The organism is Terriglobia bacterium, assembly GCA_020072785.1.
In the GTDB taxonomy this organism is placed as follows: domain Bacteria; phylum Acidobacteriota; class Terriglobia; order Acidiferrales; family UBA7541; genus Acidiferrum.
Map to the genome: position 1 here is coordinate 920,587 of JAIQGG010000002.1, position 19,366 is coordinate 939,952.

21 protein-coding genes are annotated in these 19,366 nt (G+C 64.6%); 16 read left to right on the plus strand and 5 right to left on the minus strand.

The window, feature by feature from the left end; translation table 11 throughout:
• Window positions 1-24: 24 nt before the first annotated feature.
• The 4 genes from LAN61_07215 to LAN61_07230 form a co-directional block, all read right to left on the minus strand.
• Window positions 25-372, minus strand: a complete 348-nt coding sequence (locus LAN61_07215; protein ID MBZ5540295.1) for a DUF190 domain-containing protein — start codon at window positions 370-372, stop codon at window positions 25-27.
• Window positions 373-521: 149 nt separating this feature from the next.
• Window positions 522-935, minus strand: coding sequence for a fluoride efflux transporter CrcB (crcB, locus tag LAN61_07220; GenBank protein ID MBZ5540296.1), 414 nt, complete (start codon window positions 933-935; stop codon window positions 522-524).
• A gap of 16 nt (window positions 936-951) precedes the next feature.
• Window positions 952-1,338 (minus strand): copper-binding protein, encoded by a 387-nt coding sequence (locus tag LAN61_07225; protein MBZ5540297.1) that lies wholly within the window; start codon window positions 1,336-1,338, stop codon window positions 952-954.
• A 26-nt stretch (window positions 1,339-1,364) separates the two neighbouring features.
• Window positions 1,365-3,587: a TonB-dependent receptor gene (locus LAN61_07230; GenBank protein MBZ5540298.1), complete on the minus strand. Its 2,223-nt coding sequence runs from the start codon at window positions 3,585-3,587 to the stop codon at window positions 1,365-1,367.
• Between the two features lie 170 nt (window positions 3,588-3,757).
• Between LAN61_07230 and LAN61_07235 the strand changes: the two genes are divergently transcribed.
• The 6 genes from LAN61_07235 to LAN61_07260 all read left to right on the plus strand — a co-directional run bounded on the left by LAN61_07235 (window position 3,758) and on the right by LAN61_07260 (window position 10,251).
• On the plus strand, window positions 3,758-3,943 hold the full coding sequence (locus LAN61_07235; GenBank protein ID MBZ5540299.1) for a hypothetical protein: 186 nt from the start codon (window positions 3,758-3,760) through the stop codon (window positions 3,941-3,943).
• Window positions 3,944-4,224: 281 nt separating this feature from the next.
• A complete protein-coding gene (locus LAN61_07240) occupies window positions 4,225-4,575 on the plus strand; it encodes a hypothetical protein (GenBank protein MBZ5540300.1) in 351 nt (116 codons plus the stop codon).
• A gap of 100 nt (window positions 4,576-4,675) precedes the next feature.
• The gene (locus LAN61_07245) at window positions 4,676-6,103 is read left to right on the plus strand and encodes a glycosyltransferase family 39 protein (GenBank protein MBZ5540301.1); all 1,428 of its coding nucleotides are present in this window, start codon (window positions 4,676-4,678) and stop codon (window positions 6,101-6,103) included.
• A gap of 103 nt (window positions 6,104-6,206) precedes the next feature.
• Complete coding sequence (locus LAN61_07250; protein MBZ5540302.1) at window positions 6,207-8,363, plus strand: dehydrogenase; 2,157 nt, start codon at window positions 6,207-6,209, stop codon at window positions 8,361-8,363.
• Window positions 8,364-8,447: 84 nt separating this feature from the next.
• A complete protein-coding gene (locus tag LAN61_07255; protein MBZ5540303.1) occupies window positions 8,448-8,783 on the plus strand; it encodes a PspC domain-containing protein in 336 nt (111 codons plus the stop codon).
• Window positions 8,784-9,063: 280 nt separating this feature from the next.
• Entirely contained in the window at window positions 9,064-10,251 is a 1,188-nt protein-coding gene (locus tag LAN61_07260; protein MBZ5540304.1) for a 6-phosphofructokinase, read from the plus strand.
• Between the two features lie 14 nt (window positions 10,252-10,265).
• Here LAN61_07260 and LAN61_07265 read toward each other — a convergent pair whose 3' ends face one another.
• Window positions 10,266-10,697: a DoxX family protein gene (locus LAN61_07265; GenBank protein ID MBZ5540305.1), complete on the minus strand. Its 432-nt coding sequence runs from the start codon at window positions 10,695-10,697 to the stop codon at window positions 10,266-10,268.
• Window positions 10,698-10,839: 142 nt separating this feature from the next.
• Between LAN61_07265 and LAN61_07270 the strand changes: the two genes are divergently transcribed.
• The 10 genes from LAN61_07270 to LAN61_07315 are packed head-to-tail and all read left to right on the plus strand — an operon-like array spanning window position 10,840 to window position 19,339.
• Window positions 10,840-11,925 carry an ATP-dependent 6-phosphofructokinase gene (locus LAN61_07270; protein MBZ5540306.1) on the plus strand — a complete coding sequence of 362 codons (1,086 nt, stop codon included), beginning with the start codon at window positions 10,840-10,842 and terminating at the stop codon, window positions 11,923-11,925.
• Window positions 11,922-12,968, plus strand: coding sequence for an SH3 domain-containing protein (locus LAN61_07275; GenBank protein ID MBZ5540307.1), 1,047 nt, complete (start codon window positions 11,922-11,924; stop codon window positions 12,966-12,968). The genes LAN61_07270 and LAN61_07275 overlap by 4 nt, the downstream gene beginning before the upstream one ends.
• A gap of 57 nt (window positions 12,969-13,025) precedes the next feature.
• The gene (locus LAN61_07280) at window positions 13,026-13,988 is read left to right on the plus strand and encodes an NHL repeat-containing protein (protein MBZ5540308.1); all 963 of its coding nucleotides are present in this window, start codon (window positions 13,026-13,028) and stop codon (window positions 13,986-13,988) included.
• A 29-nt stretch (window positions 13,989-14,017) separates the two neighbouring features.
• Window positions 14,018-15,010: an ornithine cyclodeaminase family protein gene (locus LAN61_07285; GenBank protein MBZ5540309.1), complete on the plus strand. Its 993-nt coding sequence runs from the start codon at window positions 14,018-14,020 to the stop codon at window positions 15,008-15,010.
• Window positions 15,011-15,060: 50 nt separating this feature from the next.
• Window positions 15,061-15,717: a TetR/AcrR family transcriptional regulator gene (locus LAN61_07290; protein ID MBZ5540310.1), complete on the plus strand. Its 657-nt coding sequence runs from the start codon at window positions 15,061-15,063 to the stop codon at window positions 15,715-15,717.
• Between the two features lie 50 nt (window positions 15,718-15,767).
• Window positions 15,768-16,577: an enoyl-CoA hydratase/isomerase family protein gene (locus tag LAN61_07295; protein ID MBZ5540311.1), complete on the plus strand. Its 810-nt coding sequence runs from the start codon at window positions 15,768-15,770 to the stop codon at window positions 16,575-16,577.
• A 37-nt stretch (window positions 16,578-16,614) separates the two neighbouring features.
• On the plus strand, window positions 16,615-18,072 hold the full coding sequence (gene betB, locus LAN61_07300) for a betaine-aldehyde dehydrogenase (GenBank protein MBZ5540312.1): 1,458 nt from the start codon (window positions 16,615-16,617) through the stop codon (window positions 18,070-18,072).
• Between the two features lie 33 nt (window positions 18,073-18,105).
• Window positions 18,106-18,351: a hypothetical protein gene (locus LAN61_07305; protein ID MBZ5540313.1), complete on the plus strand. Its 246-nt coding sequence runs from the start codon at window positions 18,106-18,108 to the stop codon at window positions 18,349-18,351.
• Window positions 18,318-18,527, plus strand: coding sequence for a hypothetical protein (locus LAN61_07310; protein MBZ5540314.1), 210 nt, complete (start codon window positions 18,318-18,320; stop codon window positions 18,525-18,527). The genes LAN61_07305 and LAN61_07310 overlap by 34 nt, the downstream gene beginning before the upstream one ends.
• Window positions 18,524-19,339: an enoyl-CoA hydratase/isomerase family protein gene (locus LAN61_07315; GenBank protein ID MBZ5540315.1), complete on the plus strand. Its 816-nt coding sequence runs from the start codon at window positions 18,524-18,526 to the stop codon at window positions 19,337-19,339. Before LAN61_07310 ends, LAN61_07315 begins: the two co-directional genes overlap by 4 nt.
• Window positions 19,340-19,366 lie beyond the last annotated feature (27 nt).

Consider the following 19,366-nt stretch of genomic DNA (forward strand, 5'->3'; position numbering starts at 1 on the left):
GGAATGAAGCCGGCGCTGCGGAGCTCATTTCTTGGCGGCGCGGTAGAGGATGACGCGGACTTTTTCCAGGGTGATGAGGCCGCCTTCGACCATTTCGTCGAGGCGCGGCAGGATGGCCTCGATGCGCTCCTGGTACTCGACGATCTCCACGATGATGGGCAGGTCCTGGGAGAGGCGCAGGATCTTGTCGGTGTGGTAGACGCTGGAGCCGCCGTAGCCGGCGACGCCGCGCAGCACCGTGGCGCCGGAGAAGCCCTCCTTGCGCAGCATCTCCACAATGGCCTGGTGCAGCGGCTGGCCATGCCACTTGTCGGATTCCCCGATGTGGATGCGCATCAGCGTGCGCTCGCCTTGGAATTTTTCGTGGGGCATGGCTGCTCCTAACCAGCATTTCTCACAAGAGTCACTCTGTAGGGGCGGGGCCTGCCCCGCCCACTGCAGCACGAGCACGATTGCATGTTCCGGCGTTCACGGCGCAATGTCGGTTTACATCTCGCGTCCGTCCTCGTGAGAAATCCGGCCTAAAAGCGGTTGGCCAGGCGGATGCCCGCGACGGAGAGCAGTAGGCCGATCAGCACGCTGGCGCCGACGTAGGCGGTGGCGTGCAGCCATTCGCTCTCTTCCAGCATCTTGGCCGTCTCCCAGCCGAAACTCGAGAAGGTGGTGTAGCCGCCGAAAAAACCGATGGTCATGGCGGTGCGCAAGTCCGGAGAAATCATCATGCGGTTGAGCGTAAGCTGCCCGAGCAGGCCGAGAAAAAAGCAGCCGGTGAGATTGATGAGAAGGGTGCCATAGGGGAAAGTGCCGCCGGTGCGGAACTGCACCGCGCCCTGCAGGCCGTAGCGGGCCAGCGTGCCCATCGCTCCAAACAGTGCAATCAGTGCAATGCGCACATCTGCTCCGGTCCCATGGCGGGAAAGTGTAGCGCCGTCCATTCTGTCGCGCAACCGGTCAGCGCGGCGAAGGAGGAGCATCCTTTGTTCCGGGGGCTGGCGGGGCGGAGGGCGCGGCTGCCGGCGCCTGCTCCTTCCCGGCTTTCTGCACCAGAACAATCTTTTCCAACTGGCCCTTGTTGTCCGAGACCACCAGATCGGCGGTGATCTTGTCGCCCGGACCCAGCCCCTCGATCTCCTTTGGCACGGCCACCATGTAGCCCATGGTCATGGCCGGCATGAGGCCGGGGATTTCACCGTGGCTGACGACGATCATCTTTTTCGGCACATCGACGGAAACTACTTCGGCTTGGAGGGGATAGTGCTTTTCAGGGGCGGAGGAGCAGGCGGCGAGAAAAAGGAGCGCTCCCAGTGCTGCGAGTATTTGTGAAAACAAATGTTTCATGTTCGTAGTCTCCCTGGGCATGAGCATCAATAGTGAAAGCGGTAGCGCACTTGCACGAAGATTTCACGCGGATTGAGGTAATGGGTGCCGCCGAAAGTCTCGCTGTTATCGAGCAGCACGCGCCGGTTGGCCACGTTGATTGCGCTCATGGAAACGGAGAATTTTTCTCCGAATTCCTTTCCGAGGGACAGGTCCCAGGTCGTGTGTCCCTGCAGGTGGGAGGGCGGGGGATCCCCGTTCGCGAAACCTGAGCCGTAGTACACGTCGGTGGAGACGTAGCTGTGCCAGGGCAGATCCAGCGTGCCGCCAGCGTGCAACGTGTTGCGCTGGTCGTGGTCGAGCAGAAAGTAATCGCTGGGTGGCGAGAAGTCTGTCAGCCCGCCGTTGATTCCCCCATATCCGAGAACGGTCTGGTTGGAATAGGTCAGATAAATCTGGCCTCGCTTGTAAAGACGCGGGGAACGCAGCGTTAATTCCCAGCCGCGGATGAGCGCTCCATTGATGGTGATCGGGAAACAGACGCCTGAGTTTTGCAGGCAGTTGTGATCGAAGAAATTCGATGCGCGGGTGCGGAAGGTATCGGCGTCCACCGTCCAGCCCCGCAGCGGAATCGTCACCCCGAACTGGTGCTCCTCATCTCGTTCGCCATGCAGCGGGATGAAGGCCAGGTTCTGGCTGGTGACGAATTCCAGAAGCGGCCCGGATGCCGTCAGCAACGGGGGTGCCTGGTAGAAGTGGCCGTAAAAGCCGCGGAACACCCACTTTAGTTTCGGAATGCGCACGGCGGCGCCAAATCGCGGACTGGCCGCGTTCTCCACCAGGTTGCCGGAGAAATGCGTTTGCCGCAGCCCCGCACTCAGGGTCAGCCAGGAGGCCACGCGGAACTCGTCTTCGGCAAACAGCGCCAGCATGCCTCCGGAAATGACTTCCCGGTCCGGAAAACCGGAAATACTCTGGAGGCTGGAGCCGATGTCAAAGAGTTGATCGTCCTGCTGGCCAAAGCCGTACACGCCCACGCGCGCGTTGTTGCGGCCTTTGATGTAAGCCAGGGTCGCCTGCCCGCCTTCGTATTTCGAAGAGCGATCGTCCGTCGTGGCAATCGGAAAATCGCGGAAATCGCTTTCGTATGCGGCGCGGTTGAAGTGATAGAACGGCGAAACGGTCAGCACCAGCCCGGGGTTGAACGTGCGCACCCATGAAAAAGTCGCATACGCATCGCTCTCCCGGTTGGCATCCTGCTGAACCTGATTCGCAGTGTTGTCGGGATTGTTGGGATCGAACGGCACCTGGTAGAAATCACGCCGCAATTGCATGACGAAACGCAATTGGTTCCGCGCATCCGGGTTGTAGATCAGCGATCCGAACCCTCCATAGCCGTTGGCGCGGTCGTGAATCACTGCCGAAGTCGGCGTTTGCAGGCCGAGATCGGTGCGGTTTCCGTTTACGCTGGCGTAGTACGCGAAGCGGTTGGTGTGCCCCCCGAGGTTCACCTGGTCATCCGTCTGGTAGAAGTTTCCGGCGCTCGCGACGATCTCCGCCTCATTGTTGCGTTCGAAACCCGTGCGGGGCGCTACGTTGAATACGCCGTAGGTGCGGTCGCCGAAATCCGCCGCATAGCTTCCGCGCTGCATTTCCACCATGTCGATATCCTTCGGATCGATTTGCGGGCCGATGTTGCTGGCGATATTGGTGTTCGGAATGGGCACGCCGTCGATCAGCCAGCTCACCTGATGGCCGCCCCGGACGTGGAGCTGATCGTGGGTGAGGTACGCACCCGGCACATTGTTCGTAATCAGGGCCAGGCTGTTGCTTCGCGAAGCCCCCGGTGTCTGGCGGATTTCCTCGCGGTCCACGAGATTCGTCGGAGTGACCGATTCCGTTTGCGCGGACGCGTCCTCGGCCGAGACGGTAATCGACTGGCTCTGGGAGGCCAGCTTCAATTCGAAGTGCAGGATCGGCGCTGTGCCCGAGAGCACGGTGACCGTCCGCTCCTCGGCCACGAAAGAAGCCTGCGTAACGGTAATCGTGTATTCGCCGAGTGGCACCGCGTCGAAGTGGAACTCTCCGTCTGCGTCGGTCTGCGCCACCTGCGAATAGTCCGAGGCCTTCGCTTTCAAGGCGACCCCGGCGTCCGCGACGGGACGATGCTGCGGGTCGTGAACGATGCCGCGCACCGTCCCGAACAGGGTGGCGTGCGCTGTAACGGCAAGAAGCAATAACACAGCAAACAGCAGCGAAAGACGTCGCATGAACCGCTTTTCTCCTCGATGAAATATGTCACCGGCGGCGATTTCGCCGCAGCTGGAGTCGTTCCGGAAGCAAAGAGAGGCCGGCGGTCCGTTACAGGACCGTCGCAAGGAAACGAGGCGGAGGAGAAACGGGTTCCCTCGATCGGGGAATCTCGCTGGACTTCGGGGCTGTGCTGAATTCGGTGGCGCCGGCCTGCACGATCGGAGAGGCCGGCGAAGGCAGCAGGAAGGCCAGCGGCGTGACCGCGGGCCGCTCTAGGCTCTGGCAGCAGGAGATCGAGCAGGACGCCATCCCAGCCATGGCATGGCCGCAATCCATCGGGGAACTCGGCGCGGCCGGCGCTTGCGAAGGATGATGCCCTGAAATCGGGCAACGGCCGGAAGCGCAGCAGGCCGCAGCGCGGGCGGAATAGGCCGTCGCGGCGAACGGGGCATAGAGCAGCGCCACCGCGAGCAGGCAGAAGCCCGCGCGGAGGACCGCATCGAAATTGGAACGCCTGTTCTTCACCCGGCCTCGCATCCGTGCTGAACATCATACGATAACCGGAAGGAGTTGGACGCCGGAAATCACGGAACGCGGGCCATGGCCTGGCGGATGCGGCTTGACTCGGAAGGCAAGCCGTCGCACACTTTCGCAATGCCCGAGACATTTCTGACCTTTGATTTTGGCGCGGACGAAGAGACGGCGCAGCAAGCCCGGCACCAGCTCGAGGTGTGGAAGCAGGCCTTCCGGCTCGACAAGAGAGTGTTGTTCAAATTTGAGCGCGGTGAAGCGGCCACGGAGGGGAAGCCGAAAGACAAAGCGGCCTCCAGCAACGTGAAGCTGCTGGTGCGCCTCTATTTCTCCCCGCACGAAAAGCTTACCTACGACCGCTGGGCCAAGCGTATCCCCTCCGAGCAGCCTTTTCAGTCGGCGTCTCCCCGGACCATCCTGCCGGCCGATGCCCAGTACGCCGCAACCAAGAAGTTATTCGAGGGACTGGAGTAGATCCGCAGGCGGCGGTCTGTTTTCCGCAGGGTCGCGCTGTGGAGAAAACGGGTTGACCGCTTCGCGGTCACGCATACAATTGAGCGCTTCGCAGTCACACATGAAGATGATCCAGGATCGGATCGGCAAGTGGGTGGAAGCGGCGTTTGCGGCTTTGCTGGCGAGTTGCGCGGCGGTGAGCGTGGCGGACGCCGTGAACCTGCTGCGCGCGCCCGTGCAACTGGACTACGAGGAAGGGAACATCCTGAATGCCGGGTTGCGCATTGTGCACGGGCTGACGCCCTATCCCGACCCGCATAGCTGGCCCATTGTCTTCAATCCCTACGGGCCGCTGGCCTATCTGGCCACGGCCGCGCTGGTCAAGGTTTTCGGAGTGGGATTTACGGCGCCGCGTTTACTCATCGTTCTCCTGGGCGTGGTTGCTGCCGGGCTGCTGTGCATGCTGCTCCGGCATTTCGGGTGTTCCTGGCCCGTGGCGGTTGGCTTCGGCAGCCTGTTTTTGTGCGCTCCGGTGGTTCGGGACTGGATGCCCTTCCTGCGCGTGGACCTGATGGGACTGGCGCTGGCTCTCGCCGGACTTTGCGTCTTTTTTCTGGCTCCGCGGCGATGGTATGTCGCCGTGCTCTTTTTCGCGGCAGCACTCTTCGTGAAGTACACTTTGCTGGCGGCTCCGGCGACCTGCGCGCTGTACCTGATCAGCAAGCGGGATTGGAAGCGCCTGCAGCAGGCCGCGGGAGTCGGCGCCGCGCTGCTTCTGGGCGGCTTTGCCGCCGCGCAGATCTGGACCGGGGGGCACTTTGCCTTTCACATGTTCGGCACCCATCCGGATCCCTTCCAGTTCTCGGCGTACATCGAGAACATGACCGAGCTCTTCTGGGATATCCCGGTGCTCTGGGGAATCGCAGTGCTGGCTGTGGCGCACGATGCGTGGCGCAAGGAGATGGCCCCGCACACGCTCTATTTTCTGATGGCTTTATGCGGGGCGGTGACCGTGGGCAAGCTGGGGTCGAACTCCAATCACCTGATCGAATTGATCGCGGCCCTCTGCCTGTGTGCGGGCATGGGATGGAATCTGTTTGCCGGCTGGGTAAAAGCGAAGGGCGCGCGCGCGGTTTCCTCCTTGTTGCTGGCGGGGGTTGCCGCAGCGGCTCTGCTGTCTTTCTCGTTCGAATTTCATACCGTTGATGTCGCCGGTTGTGAACAGGCCTATGCCTTCCTGCGCACGCAGGGGGACAGGGTGCTCTCCGAGAATGTGGGCGTGCTGCTGCTGTCCGGAAAGCCAGTGCAGGTTTCGAATCCTTACGTTTACACGCAACTGGCAACCCGGGCGGGCTGGTCGGACTGGCCGGTGCGCGAGCGCTTGCGTACCGGGCAGTTCGACGTGGTTGTGCTGCAAGACCACGAAGACGGCCCCTTTGCGCCGAGCGACCGGTGGACGCCGGGCATACTGGCGGATATCCAGGAGAACTACCGTCCGGCAGGGGAGTTCGGCTGCTCGGAAGCGGAGCTGGCCTTCGTGCACAAATAGTAGCTGGGCCGCACGAACGGCGCCTCCACTCCGGGAAAGTTTTGTTATACTGAGGCAGCATCGTTCCCTGACACCCCTATTCCGCGGTATGAGGTCTCCTGAGATGGCGGTACAGACGCGCGCCAAGACGGCCAAGCTGGACGCAGCGAAGTTTCTCGGACTCGATCGCGACACCCTCATCCGCATCTATCGCACCATGCATCTTTCGCGACGGCTGGATGACCGGGAAATCCAGCTCAAGCGGCAGAACAAAACCTATTTTCAGATCGCCAGTGCCGGGCATGAGGCCGTCACCTCGGTTATGGGGCTGCTGCTGCGCCCCGGTGTGGACTGGATCTTTCCCTACTATCGCGACCGCGCCCTCTGCCTGATGCTGGGCGTAACCCCGCTGGATACCCTGCTGCAGGCGGTGGGCGCGAAGGCCGACCCGGCTTCCGGCGGGCGGCAGATGCCATCGCACTGGAGCAGCCCGAAATGGAATATCGTGAGCCGCTCGTCCTGCACCGGCACGCAGTTTCTGCAGGCGGCGGGCGCGGCCGAGGCCACGCTGTACTACGACGCCTTCCCCAAGGCTCTGGCGCAGGCGCAGGCGGCGCCCATGGGCGCGCAGATGCGCCACTTCGCAAAAGAAATCGTGTATGTGTCCGCGGGGGACGGGGCGACCAGCGAAGGAGAGTTCTGGGAGTCGCTGAACGCGGCGTGCGCCAGGAAACTTCCGCTGCTCTACCTGATCGAAGATAACGGCTATGCGATCTCCGTGCCCATCGAGGTGCAGACGGCCGGGGGCAGCATCTCCCGGCTGGTGCGCGGTTTTCCGGGGCTGCACGTCGCCGAATGCGATGGCACGGATCCGCTTGCGAGCTACGCGGTGTGCCGCGAAGCGGTGGAGTATTGCCGGGAACGGCGCGGGCCGGCGCTGGTGCACGCGCACGTGATCCGGCCCTATTCGCACTCGCTCTCGGACGACGAGAGGCTGTACCGCACGGCGGCGGAGCGGGAGGCGGAGGCGCATCGCGATCCGCTTACGAATTTCGGGCTGCTGCTGGTCCGGGAAAACGTCCTGGAGGCCAAGGAACTGGAAGGGCTGGAAGCCGAGGTGGACCGTGAAGTTCGCGAAGCCGCCGACCAGGCGCTGGAGGCCGAGCCGCCCGCGCCTGGCTCCTACCGGCTGCATGTCTATTCCCCGGACGTAGACCCCACAGCGCAGGCTTTCGAAAGCGAGCCGCACCTGCATGGCCCGGCCAAGACCATGGTCGAGATGATCGCGGTGACCCTGGCTGACGAGATGGCGCGCGACGAGCGCATCGTGGTCTTCGGCGAGGACGTGGCCGACTGCAGCCGCGAAGAAAACCTCCGCGAAGTGAAGGGCAAGGGCGGGGTCTTCAAGGCCACCGCGGGTTTGCAGCGGAAATACGGGCGCGACCGGGTCGCCAATTCGCCGCTGGCCGAGGCCAGCATCGTCGGGCGGGCCATCGGCATGGCCGCGCGCGGGTTGAAGCCAGTGTCGGAGATCCAGTTCTTCGACTACATCTGGCCGGCGATGATGCAGATTCGCGACGAATTATGCCTGATGCGCTGGCGCTCGGCGGGCGGATTCAAGTGCCCGGCGGTGATCCGCGTGGCCATCGGCGGCTACCTGACCGGCGGGGCCATCTATCACAGCCAGTGCGGGGAAGTGCTGTTCACGCACAACCCGGGGTTGCGCGTGGTGATGCCTTCGACGGCGCTGGATGTCTGCGGGCTGCTGCGCACGGCCATTCGTTGCGACGACCCGGTGCTGTTCCTCGAGCATAAGCACCTTTACCGCCAGCCTTACAACCGCTCGGAGTATCCCGGGCCGGATTTCATGATTCCGTTCGGTAAGGCGCGGGTGGTGAAGCCGGGGACGCAAGCCAGCATCATCACCTACGGCGCGGTGGTGCACCGCGCCGAAGTGGCTGCGGCGCAATTGGAACGCGAAGGGATTTCCGTGGAGATCGTGGACCTGCGCTCGCTCTCGCCCTACGACTGGGAGGCCATTGCCGCTTCGGTGCGCAAGACCAGCCGGGTGATCGTGGCCTACGAGGATATGCTTTCCTGGGGCTACGGCGCGGAGATTGCCGCGCGCATCGGAGATGAACTCTTCGCCGAACTGGATGCGCCAGTACGGCGTGTGGCGGCGGCGGATACCTTCTGCGCCTACCAGCCGAAGCTGGAGGATGAGATCCTGCCGCAGGCCGGGGATATCGTTGCGGCGGTGAAGGACCTGCTCGAGTACTAATCCTGCCCTCGGCAGTCCCGCCGGAAACATTTTGTCCTCCGTTTGCGTACTTGGAAGTGATTGGGGACGTGTGGAGGTGCTGTGATGCTCTGCTGCAGTTGCCGGAAGGAAATCGTTCCGGAATCGAAGTTCTGCTACCTCTGTGGGGCCCGGCAGCCGGAAACGCCTGGGGCCAGCGTTCCGCCCCAGCAGCCCCAGGCCAAAAGACGCCTGCTGCGCTCGGTGGCGGACAAAAAGATTGCCGGGGTGTGCGCCGGCCTGGCCGATTATTTTGACCTGGACGTGACGCTAATCCGCGTGGTGTGGCTGCTGGCGCTGCTTCTCGCAGGCACCGGACTGCTGGCCTACATCGTGTGCTGGATCGTCATCCCGGTGGCGCCGGCGGTTGGGACAGTCACGCCAACGGCGGCAGCCGGATAAGCTGCGGGGGCCGGCGGCCCGCTGGCTGTTCCGCCGGTTTTCCGGACATTCTGGTTTGACAGCGACTCCTCTCAGGATTCTCTCGGGACTCCTGCGACCACTCTCTTTGTCCCTCCCGCTTCGCCGTTTCCCTTGTCCTACGCGTCCGACAAGGCGCCTTGTTTTGGAGGTCTCCTGGAATTAGAATTTAGCATTCGGCGCGACACCCGCGCGGGGAAGGCCAGCGCTTCCGGAACGGGTCCCGGCGTTCGGTGCTAACGCGATTTAGGATGGCATTTCCATGAACCCAGTGCAGCGCATCGGCATCTTGACCGGCGGCGGCGACGTCCCCGGCCTCAACCCCGTCATCAAGAGCGTGGTGTACGACGCCACGGAGATGAACGCCCAAGTCATCGGCATCCGCCGCGGCTGGGAAGGGCTGACGCACATGCGCCCGGGCCCGGACTTCGACCCTGAATATATTCGCCCCCTGGACCGCATCAGCACCCGCGGCATTGACCGCACCGGGGGCACGGTGCTGCACACCTCGCGCACCAACCCGCGCAAGATCAAGAAGCCGCGGCTGCCAGAGCATCTGCCCGCGGAGCGCGCCAGGCAGATGGAGTACGGGGAGGGGATGTACGACCTGACCCCGGTGGTCCTGGACAATATCGCGGCGCTCAAGCTGGACTGCCTGATCGTGATCGGCGGCGACGATACCCTGAGCTTCGCCCAGGTGCTGGAGGGCAAAGGGGTACCGCTGATGGGCATTCCCAAGACCATGGACAACGACGTCCAGGGCACCGAGTACTGCATCGGGTTTTCCACGGCCATCACCCGCGCCAAGGACCTGATCACGCGGCAGCGTACGACCATCGGGTCGCACGAGCGCATCGGCATCTTCCGCATCTTCGGGCGCGATGCGGGCTTTACGGCGCTGTACACGGCCTATGTCACGGCCACGCGCTGCGTGATCCCGGAGCTGGAGTTCGATCTGGAGCGGCTGATCGGGCTGCTGGTGGAGGACAAGAAGAACAATCCCAGCAAGTATTCGCTGGTGATCGCTTCCGAAGGCGCAGTGTGGAAGGGCGAATCGGTGCGCGAGTACGGCGAATCGGACGCCTACGGGCACCGCAAGAAGGTGGATATTGGGCACGCGCTGGGCGAGGAGATCCGCCGGCGTACGGGCGAAGAGACCATCATTAGCGACCTGACCTACGATCTGCGCAGCGGCGAGCCCGACGCGCTGGACCAGATGGTGGCCATCACGTTTGCCAACGTGGCCATGGACCTGATTCGCGACGGCGTGCACGGGCGGCTCATCGCCGTGCAGAGCGGAAAATATACGCATGCGCCGCTGCCCGACCCGAAGATGGGGCCGCGCAAACTGGATATCGCCAATCTTTACAATAGCGACCGCTTCCGCCCGCAGTATTCGCGCAAGCTGGGCATGCCGCTGCTGCTGAGCGCGGTCGAGACCGACGGATAGGAAGAGTCGATTTTTCAGACCTTCTTGCTGCTGCGCGGTGTGCGCGATTTTCCGCCGAAGAGGGCGCGGTCCAGGGAGAGCGCGCCGGCTCCAATGCTGGCCAGGGCCAGGCAGGCCGCTGCGAGGGCCAGCGGGAACTCATATTCGTGGACGGCGAGATAGCCCTTTGCGAAGTGTACCTTCCAAATTGCCACGCCCATCTCAGCCGCCAGAAAAAACGCGGCCCCCCGCGTGAAAAGCCCCAGGATCAGCAGCCCCCCGCCGAAGAATTCGATGACCCCCGCGAGATAGACGAACCACCCGGGCAGGCCGTGCTGCATAAAGAAGGACTGCATGGCCGGACCCGAGCCGGCGAGCTTGGGATAGCCATGCGTCAGAAAGACGAGGCCCAGCGCAGCCCGCAGCAGCAGTAGCGCCAAGGATTGCAGCGAGTCGAGAAATTTCACGGGATAGGTCTCCGCAGCGCCGGGAGCGAGCCGGCCGTCGAATCGTCCGCATTCTAGCAGAAAAAGCGGATATGGCGCTGCGGCGGGGGCGGAAGCCGGCGGGTTTCAGGTACAATCGGGTGCAGTTTGGCAGGGAAGGAAGATGGCGGAAATCCACACCATCGGGGTGGCCAACGGCGGCGGAGACGCGCCGGGGCTGAACGCGGTGATCCGCGGAGTGGTGAAGTCCGCGATCCGGCGCCATGGTTGGCGGGTGATCGGCATCTGTAACGGGTTCGACAGCCTGATCTGGCCGGAAGGGTGCATGCCCCTGACCTGGGACGCGGTGAGCGGCATCCTGCCGCGCGGCGGCACCATCCTGGGCACCACCAACCGCGGCAATCCCTTCGCCTACCGGCGCATCGAGAACGGCAAAGAGCGGGTCAGGGACTATTCGGAGGTGTGCCTGGAGAACGCGCGCCGTCTGGGACTGGATGCCATCGTGGTGATTGGCGGGGACGGCACACTGAGCATCGCGCGGGATTTTTTCCGCCGCGGCCTCCCGGTCGTAGGCGTGCCCAAGACCATCGACAACGACTTGTCGGCCACGGAGACCACCTTCGGCTTCGACACCGCGCTGCACGTGGCCACGGACGCGATCGACCGCCTGCACACCACCGCGGAGAGCCACCACCGCGTGATGTTCGTCGAGGTCATGGGCCGCGAGGCCGGCTGGATCGCTCTGGAATCGGGAATTGCGGGCGGCGCGGACGTGGTGCTGATCCCCGAAATCCCCTTCCGCTTCGAGGCCATCTGCGCGGCGGTGTGCGCGCGGGAAGAAAAAGGAAGAAAATTCAGCCTGGTGGTGGTGGCGGAAGGCGTGAAGCTGCCGGAAAAGGATCCCATGGGCAAGCCGATCCCCGCGGCGGGGCCGGGAGATGTCTCGAACAGGATCGCTGCCGTCCTGCGGGAAATGTTGCAGAAGGAGATTCGCGTGACGGTGCTGGGACACGTGCAGCGTGGGGGATCGCCCAGTCCGTTTGACCGCATCCTGGCGACGCGCTTCGGCGTGGCCGCGACGCAGATGGTTGCCCGCGGGGAATTCGGACGCATGGTCTGCCTGCGCGCGGGCAAGATCGATTCCGTGCCACTGGAAGACGCACTGGCCAGGCTCAAATGCGTGGATCCGCGGGGCGAGCTGGTGGAGGTGGCGCGCTCGCTGGGCATGACCTTCGGGGACGAATCGTGAGGCAGCGCCTGCTGCTGGCTTTCCTGCTGCTGACGCTCGTGGCCCTGCTGGCGTGGGTCTTCCGCCCGCGGCACGAGCCGCTGGGCTTCGCCTACGTGAGCGAGCGCAACGTCACCTTGTGGAACACGGTGGCGCAGGTGCGCGAGCCGCTGGCCACGCTGCACTACGGCGACAAAGTGGAAGTGCTCAACCGCCGCAATGAGAACGTCAAGGTGCGCACGGCCGCGGGCGTAGCGGGCTGGGTGGACGGCCGGGTGCTCATGGAGCCGGGGATCTGGCAGCGCAGCATCGAACTGCTGGCCCGGGCGCGGGCAATTCCCCTGCAGGCCCGCGGGCGCACCAAAGTATCCACCAATCTGCGCATTGCGCCGGGGCGTAGCGCGCCGCGGCTTTATCATTTTGGTCGCGGGGTTCCCGTGGAGATCGTGGGCCGTGCCGTGGCCGAGCGAACGCCGGCCACGGACGAGAAGGAAGGCCCTGACGAGCCCCAGGAAAACAAGAAAGAAGACTGGTTTCTGCTCCGCGCCATGGCCCTGGGCGTTCCGAACGAAGCGGCGGCGCGTGCCGATATGGCGGTGGAGTCGCAGATGAGCGACCAGCCGGTGCCCATCGCCGGCTGGGCCGTGGCGCGCTTCGTGGAACTCGATCTGCCGGATGCCATCCGTGAGGGCATCACCGGCGCGAATATGCGTCCGCTGGCGTGGTTCGAACTGAACCGCGTGCCCGATCCCTCCGGCGCTAAGCCGCAGTATCTGGTGGCGGGGGCGCGCGGAGCGGAAGGGCAGCCGTGCGACATCACCGCCCTGCGCGTCTATACCTGGAGCGAGAAGCGCTCCCGCTATGAGACGGCGTTTATCGAGAACGATCTGTGCGGGGCCCTGCCCATCCGCCTGGGCAAAGGACCGAAGGGCGAGCCGGAATTTCGCTTCCGGGAAATGGGCGGTAAGGACGAGGAACGCGTCTACCGGCTGCAGCAGACCGTGGTGCGCCGCGTGCGCGAAAGCGCCGCGCGGGAAACGAAGCCGGCGCGGGGCGCCCGTTAGGTGCCGCAGGGAGTAGCTCTTGTGCGGATGCCGCCGCAACGGAATATTGCCGGTTCCATGAAAGGCCCATTTCCGCGGACCTTGCGCTTCTTTCGATTCTCCACATCTCTGCTCCTTTTCGTTGTTTGCCTCGCTGGATTCGCTTGGGGTTGCGGGCGGTCCGCGCCGCCCACCACGGCGGCCGCTGCGCCGCAGCCGGTCCTGGAATACCTGGGGTTCTGGGGAACACGCGGCAACGGGCCGGGACAACTGGCCGCGCCGGTGGCGCTGGCCGTGGACGCCTCCGCAAACGCCCTGGTGGCCGACGCCGGGAGCGGATTTGTGAATAAATTTTCGCTGGCCGGAGAACCGCGGCTCTCGTTTCAGGATGACCGCCTGGATCTGCACCCGACGAGCCTCGCGGTGGACGACGGCGGGGCGATCTACGTCGCGGAGGGCCGGCGTGGCAGCGTGCTCATCTATTATCCGGATGGCAAGAGATACCGCGAGATGCGCGTGGCGCCGGCGAAGGCATTTCGCGGAACGCTGCGCGTGGCGGTGAATGACGACGGAAATCTCTACGTTGCCGGAAAGCGCCCTTTCGGCGTGCGCCTGTACACGCGGCGGGGCCGCCTGGTGCGCGCGTGGGCCAGGGGCGCGGTTCGCGAGGCGGCCCTGGAAGAGCCCGCGGGGCTGGCGGTCGGGCCGGATGGGCTGATCTACGTGAGCGAAGCGGCGCAGGCGCTGGTGCGCGTGTACCGCGCGGACGGTACGCTTCTGCGCACGCTTACGGCGCCGGGCGAAGGCGCGCAATTTGCGGGCATCGCCGTGAACGGCGGCCTGGTCCTGGCAGCGGATCCCCGCAACCACGCGCTGCACGTCTGGTCGCGCGACGGCAGCTACCGGCTGCGCGCCGATCTTTCGCCATGGATTGCGGGGAGCCAGGCATCCCCCGTGGCCGTGGCCATGACGCCCGCGGGGGAATGCCTGGTGCTGGATACGCCCGGCGCGCGCGTGCTGCGCTTCCGGTTGCATTTGTAAAGCCCGGCGCGGGCCGGAAAGGGAAAACAATGACACTGCACATCAGTGAAGCCGAGGTTCGCTCCGTACTGACCATGCCCATGGCTATCGAAGCCGTCGAAGAAATTTCCAGGAGGCAGGCTACGGGCGAAGCGGTTGTCCATCCGCGGCGGCGCATCGAGCTGCCGGGCGGGGGATTTTTTCATTACATGGCCGGGGCGGATTTCACTGCGGGCTTCGTGGGCATGAAGCTGTACACCTACGTGCGCGGGCGGCTGCGCTTTGTCGTGCCGCTCTACCGCGTGGCCACGGGCGAGATGGCGGCGCTGATCGAAGCCGATGCCATGGGGCAGTTGCGCACCGGCGCGGCCTCCGGGGTGGCCACGAAGTATCTGGCGCGGCGCGACGCGCGGACCGCGGCGATCATCGGTACGGGCGGACAGGCGCGCACGCAGCTCGAAGCGGTGGCCGCGGTGCGCAAGCTGACTTCGGCGCGGGCCTATGGGCGCAACGCCGAGCGCCGCGAGAAATTCTGCCGCGAGATGAGCGAGCGGCTGGGCATTCCGGTGCAGGCGGCGGCGTCCGCGGCGGAAGCGGTGCGCGGCGCGGAGATCGTGTGCACGGCGACGACGGCGTCGCAAACCGTGCTGTACGGTGCGGACGTTGCGCCGGGGACGCACATCAATGCGATTGGTGCGAATCACGCGCACAAGCGCGAGTTGGATGATGAGGCCGTGGCGCGCGCAGGTGTCATTGCCGTGGATTCCATCGAGCAGTCGCGCCAGGAGGCCGGCGACCTGATCCTGGCGTTCGCGGGCGACGCAGCGCGCTGGGGCGTCGTCGTGGAGCTTCCGCAGGTGCTGGCCGGGAAGGCGCGCGGGCGGGAGAATGATGCGCAGATCACGCTGTTCAAGTCCAACGGGATCGCCGCGTGGGATATCGCTGCGGCTGTGCGCGTCTTGCACTTGGCACAGGAAAGGAAGCTGGGGCGGGAGCTTCCATTGTGGGCCGGGGAAGCCGGGGAACCAGCCGGAAGCTATTGACAGCGGGCCGGGGGCAGGCTAAAGTTTCCGAACGAACGTTCGACAAGCCTATGACCGCTCGCCTGCCCATTCCGCGCGACACCGAAGCCAAGCTCCAGCACATCCTTCGTCATGCGGCTCAGATCTTCGCCGAGCGCGGCTTTGGCGCCTCCTCCATCCGGGATATCAGCCGGGCCACGGGGGTCTCTCTCTCCGGCCTCTACTACTACTTTGAAAGTAAGCAGAAGCTCCTCTATTTGATTCAGATTCATGCGTTTACCAGTATCCTGCAGGAACTGGAGCGGCGCCTGGAAGGAGTCGCGGACCCCGAGCGCCGGCTGACTATCTTTATCCAGAATCACCTGGAATACTTCATGGACCATCCCGCGGAGATGAAGGTCCTCTCGCACGAGGAAGAGGCGTTGGAGGAGCCCTACCGCAAGGAAGTCGCGGGGATCAAGCGGCGCTACTACAACCTGGCGCGCGGCATCTTCGAGGAGTTGAGCCGCCGCGGGCGCACCGAGGGACTGAACTCCCGCGTGGCCGTGCTGAGCCTCTACGGGATGATGAACTGGATCTACAAATGGCATAACCCCAAGGTGGATCCGCATGCCGCGGAGCTGGCGGAAACCATGGCGGGAATTTTTCTACGCGGCGTGCTCAATGGGCCGAACGGACGCAACGGCCGGCAGGCCGCGGAGCGCCCTTCGCTGGAACGCGCGGGCTGAGAACGGTTTACGGGAGCAAGCGGGAATTTCGCAGCGAGGAAAAACGAGGCATGGCTACTTCGCAGGCGGCCGGAACAAAAGAGCTGGTGCACTACCGGGTGGAAGAGGGCGTAGCCATCCTGGAGCTGGACGATGCGCCGGCGAATACCTACAGCTACGAGATGATGCAGCAGCTGGACGCGGCCATTTTGCGGGCGCGCATGGACGAAAGTGCGCACGTGATCGTGCTGCGCGGCGCGGGCGATAAGTTCTTCTGCGCCGGCGCGAGCATTGCCATGCTCACCACGGTCGGGCCGGAGTTCAAGTACTACTTTTGCCTGCACGCCAACGAGACCCTCAGTCGTCTGGAGCAGACGCCCAAGCTGGTGATCGCCGCGCTCAACGGCCACACCGTGGGCGGCGGGCTCGAGGTGGCGCTGGCCTGCGACATCCGCATCGCGAGGAAGGGCGGCGGAAAGATCGGCCTGCCGGAAGTGAATTTGGGCGTGCTGCCCGGGACCGGCGGAACGCAGCGCCTGTGCCGCCTGCTGGGTAATGCTCGGGCGATGGAGTTGATGGTGACGGGGCGCACGTTGGGCTTCGACGAAGCGCTGGCCCTGGGGCTGGTGCACTACGTCTATGAGGGCGGGACGTTCTGGCAGGATGTGCTGACCTATGCCCGCCAGTTCTGCCCCCCGAACAAGGCTTCGCGCGCGGTGGGGCGCATCAAGCGCGCGGTGGTAACCGGCTCGGAGATGGGCTTCGGCGAGGCCCTGGGCTTCGAGCGCGAACTGCAGCAGTTGCTCTTCACCAGCGAAGACGCCAGGGAAGGTCTCGCGGCTTACGTCGAGAAGCGGCCGCCGCGGTTCAAAGGGAAGTGACAGAGAGCTGGCTGCGAGTGAATTTCTGAGGAGCGTTATGGCGACGGTGCAGATTAAGCCCGGCAAATTGTTCATCGGTGGCAAATGGGTGGATGCCGCGTCGGGGAAGACGTTTACGACGAGCAATCCGGCGACGGGCGAAATCCTGACGCACCTGGCCGAGGCCGGCGAACGCGACGCCGGCGGCGCGGTGGCCGCCGCGCGCCTGGCCTTCGAATCCGGGCCGTGGCTGGAGATGAGCGCTTCCGACCGCGGGCGCCTGCTGTGGAAGATCGGCGACCTGATCGACAAGTACAACGAAGAGCTGGGCACGCTGGAGACGCTGGACAACGGCAAGCCCATCTTCGAATCGCGCCAGGTGGACGTGCCCATGGTGGCGGAAGTCTTCCGCTATTACGCGGGCTGGGCGACCAAGATTCACGGGGAGACGGTGCCGGTGAAGGGGCCGTTCCTGAACTACACGCTGCGCGAGCCGATCGGGGTGGTGGCGGCGATCGTGCCCTGGAATTTTCCGCTGCTGATGGCTTCCTGGAAGCTGGCTCCGGCGCTGGCCGCGGGGAACACCGTGGTGCTGAAGCCTGCGCCGTGGACTTCGCTGACGGCGCTGCGCTTGGCGGAGATCTTCGAGGAAGCGGGCGCCCCGGCGGGCGTGCTGAACGTGGTGACCGGCTCGACGCGCGACCTGGGCCGCGCCCTGGTGAAGCATCCTGGCGTGGACAAAATCGCCTTCACCGGCTCGACGGCGACGGGGCAGGAGATCATGCGCGAGTCGGCCACATCGGTGAAGCGCGTGACGCTGGAGCTGGGCGGAAAGTCGCCCAACATCGTCTTCGCCGACGCGGATCTGGACGCCGCGGTGCGGGGCGCGACCATCGGCATCTTCTATGGCAAGGGCGAGGTCTGCGCCGCGGGCTCGCGGCTCTTCGTCGAGAAAAAAATCAAAGATGAGTTCATGCAGAAGCTCGTGGACCGCGTGAAGAAGATGCAGCCCGGAGATCCCCTGGACCCCAAGACGCGCTTCGGTGCGCTGGTGAGCCAGGAGCAGATGGACAAGGTGCTCGGCTATATCGCCAAGGGCCAGGCCGAGGGCGCGCGGCTGGTGGCGGGCGGCGAACGCGCCGCCGTCGGCGGCAAGGGCCTGTTTGTGCAGCCCACGGTCTTCGACGGCGTGAGCAATACGATGACCATTGCCCGCGAGGAGATCTTCGGGCCGGTCCTGGCGGCCATCGAATTCGGGGACGTGGACGAGGCCGTCCGCGCCGCCAACGACAATCCCTATGGCCTGGCCGCGGCGGTGTGGACCCGCGACGTGGCCAAGGCCCACCGGGTAGCCCGCCGCCTGCAGGCCGGCACGGTGTGGATCAACACCTACAACAATTACGATCCTGCGGCGGCTTTTGGCGGGTACAAGATGAGCGGCTACGGGCGCGAGCTGTCCGTGCATGCGCTTGAGCACTACACGGAATTGAAGAGTGTGTGGGTGAATCTGGCTTAAATGCGCACACTGCCAGACTATTTGCGGAAGGGAATGCGGCTCGTGATCGTGGGCTGCAATCCGAGCGAATCCTCGGTGCGCGCGGGCCACTACTATGCCGGGCGCGGAAATCAGTTCTGGCCGCTGCTGCGCGATTCCGGCGTGCTGCCGGAGCCGCTGGACTGCCACGACGACAAGCGCGTGATCGAGTTCGCAGGGATTTTGCGGAGGGGCGGATCCTGCTGGCGCAAAAGCTCGAGGAATTCGTGCCGCACATTGTGGCCTTTCACGGGAAGATGACTTACGAGCACTTTGCGCAGCGAACCTGCAACCTCGGCGCCCAGAAAGAGAAGCTGTACGGTGCGCAGGTGTTCGTGCTGCCCTCGGCCAGCGGCGCGAACGCTCGCGGGCGCGGCCAGAAGCTGAAATATTTCCGGCAGCTGGCCAAATTCATGGAGCGCAGGGAGTCGCGATGAGTAACGCAGGACAACCGGCGGCGGGTGGACCGATAGTTTTGGCGGAGCAGCACGACGGCATCGCCACGCTGGTGCTGAACCGCGCCGACCGCCTGAACGCCCTGAATAACGAGTTGGCCACGGCGCTCAACGAGGCGCTGGGCCGCGTGGCCGCGGACGATTCCGTCCGCGTAGTTGTGCTGACCGGCGCGGGCCGGGCGTTCTGCGCCGGGGGCGACCTCAGCCTGATTCGCGCGGGGCGCGAGAAGAACGATCCCGGGCAGCTCGAGCCGCTGCTGCGCGCGGGCATGCAGGCGGTGCTGCGCATGCGCACGATGGCCAAGCCGGTCATCGCGGCCATCAACGGCGCGGCGGCCGGCGCGGGGATGAATATCGCTCTGGCGGCGGACATCCGCATCGCCGCGGAAGAAGCCAGCTTCGGGCAGAACTTCGCCAAGGTCGGGCTGTTCCCGGACTATGGCGGAACGTATTTTCTGCCGCAGCTGGTGGGGCCATCGCGCGCCGCGGAGATGTTCTACACCGGCGACATGTTCAGCGCGCAGACCGCGTTGCAGCTCGGGGTAGTCAACCGCGTGGTTCCGGCGAGCCAGCTCGAAGCCGAAGCCAGGGCCCTGGCGCAGAAGATCGCGCAGGGACCGCCCGTGGCCATCCGTGCGGTGAAGAAAGTGCTCTTCGGCGCGGAGCGCGCGGCGCTGGAGGCCGCGCTGGAGAGGGAAGTGCAGCAGCAGCTCTCCTGCTTTCTTTCCGAGGATTGCAGCGAGGGCATGCGCGCTTTCTTCGAAAAGCGCGCTCCAAACTTTCAGGGGCGTTGAGCAGACGGTGCGGGCGGTAGCGGAGGT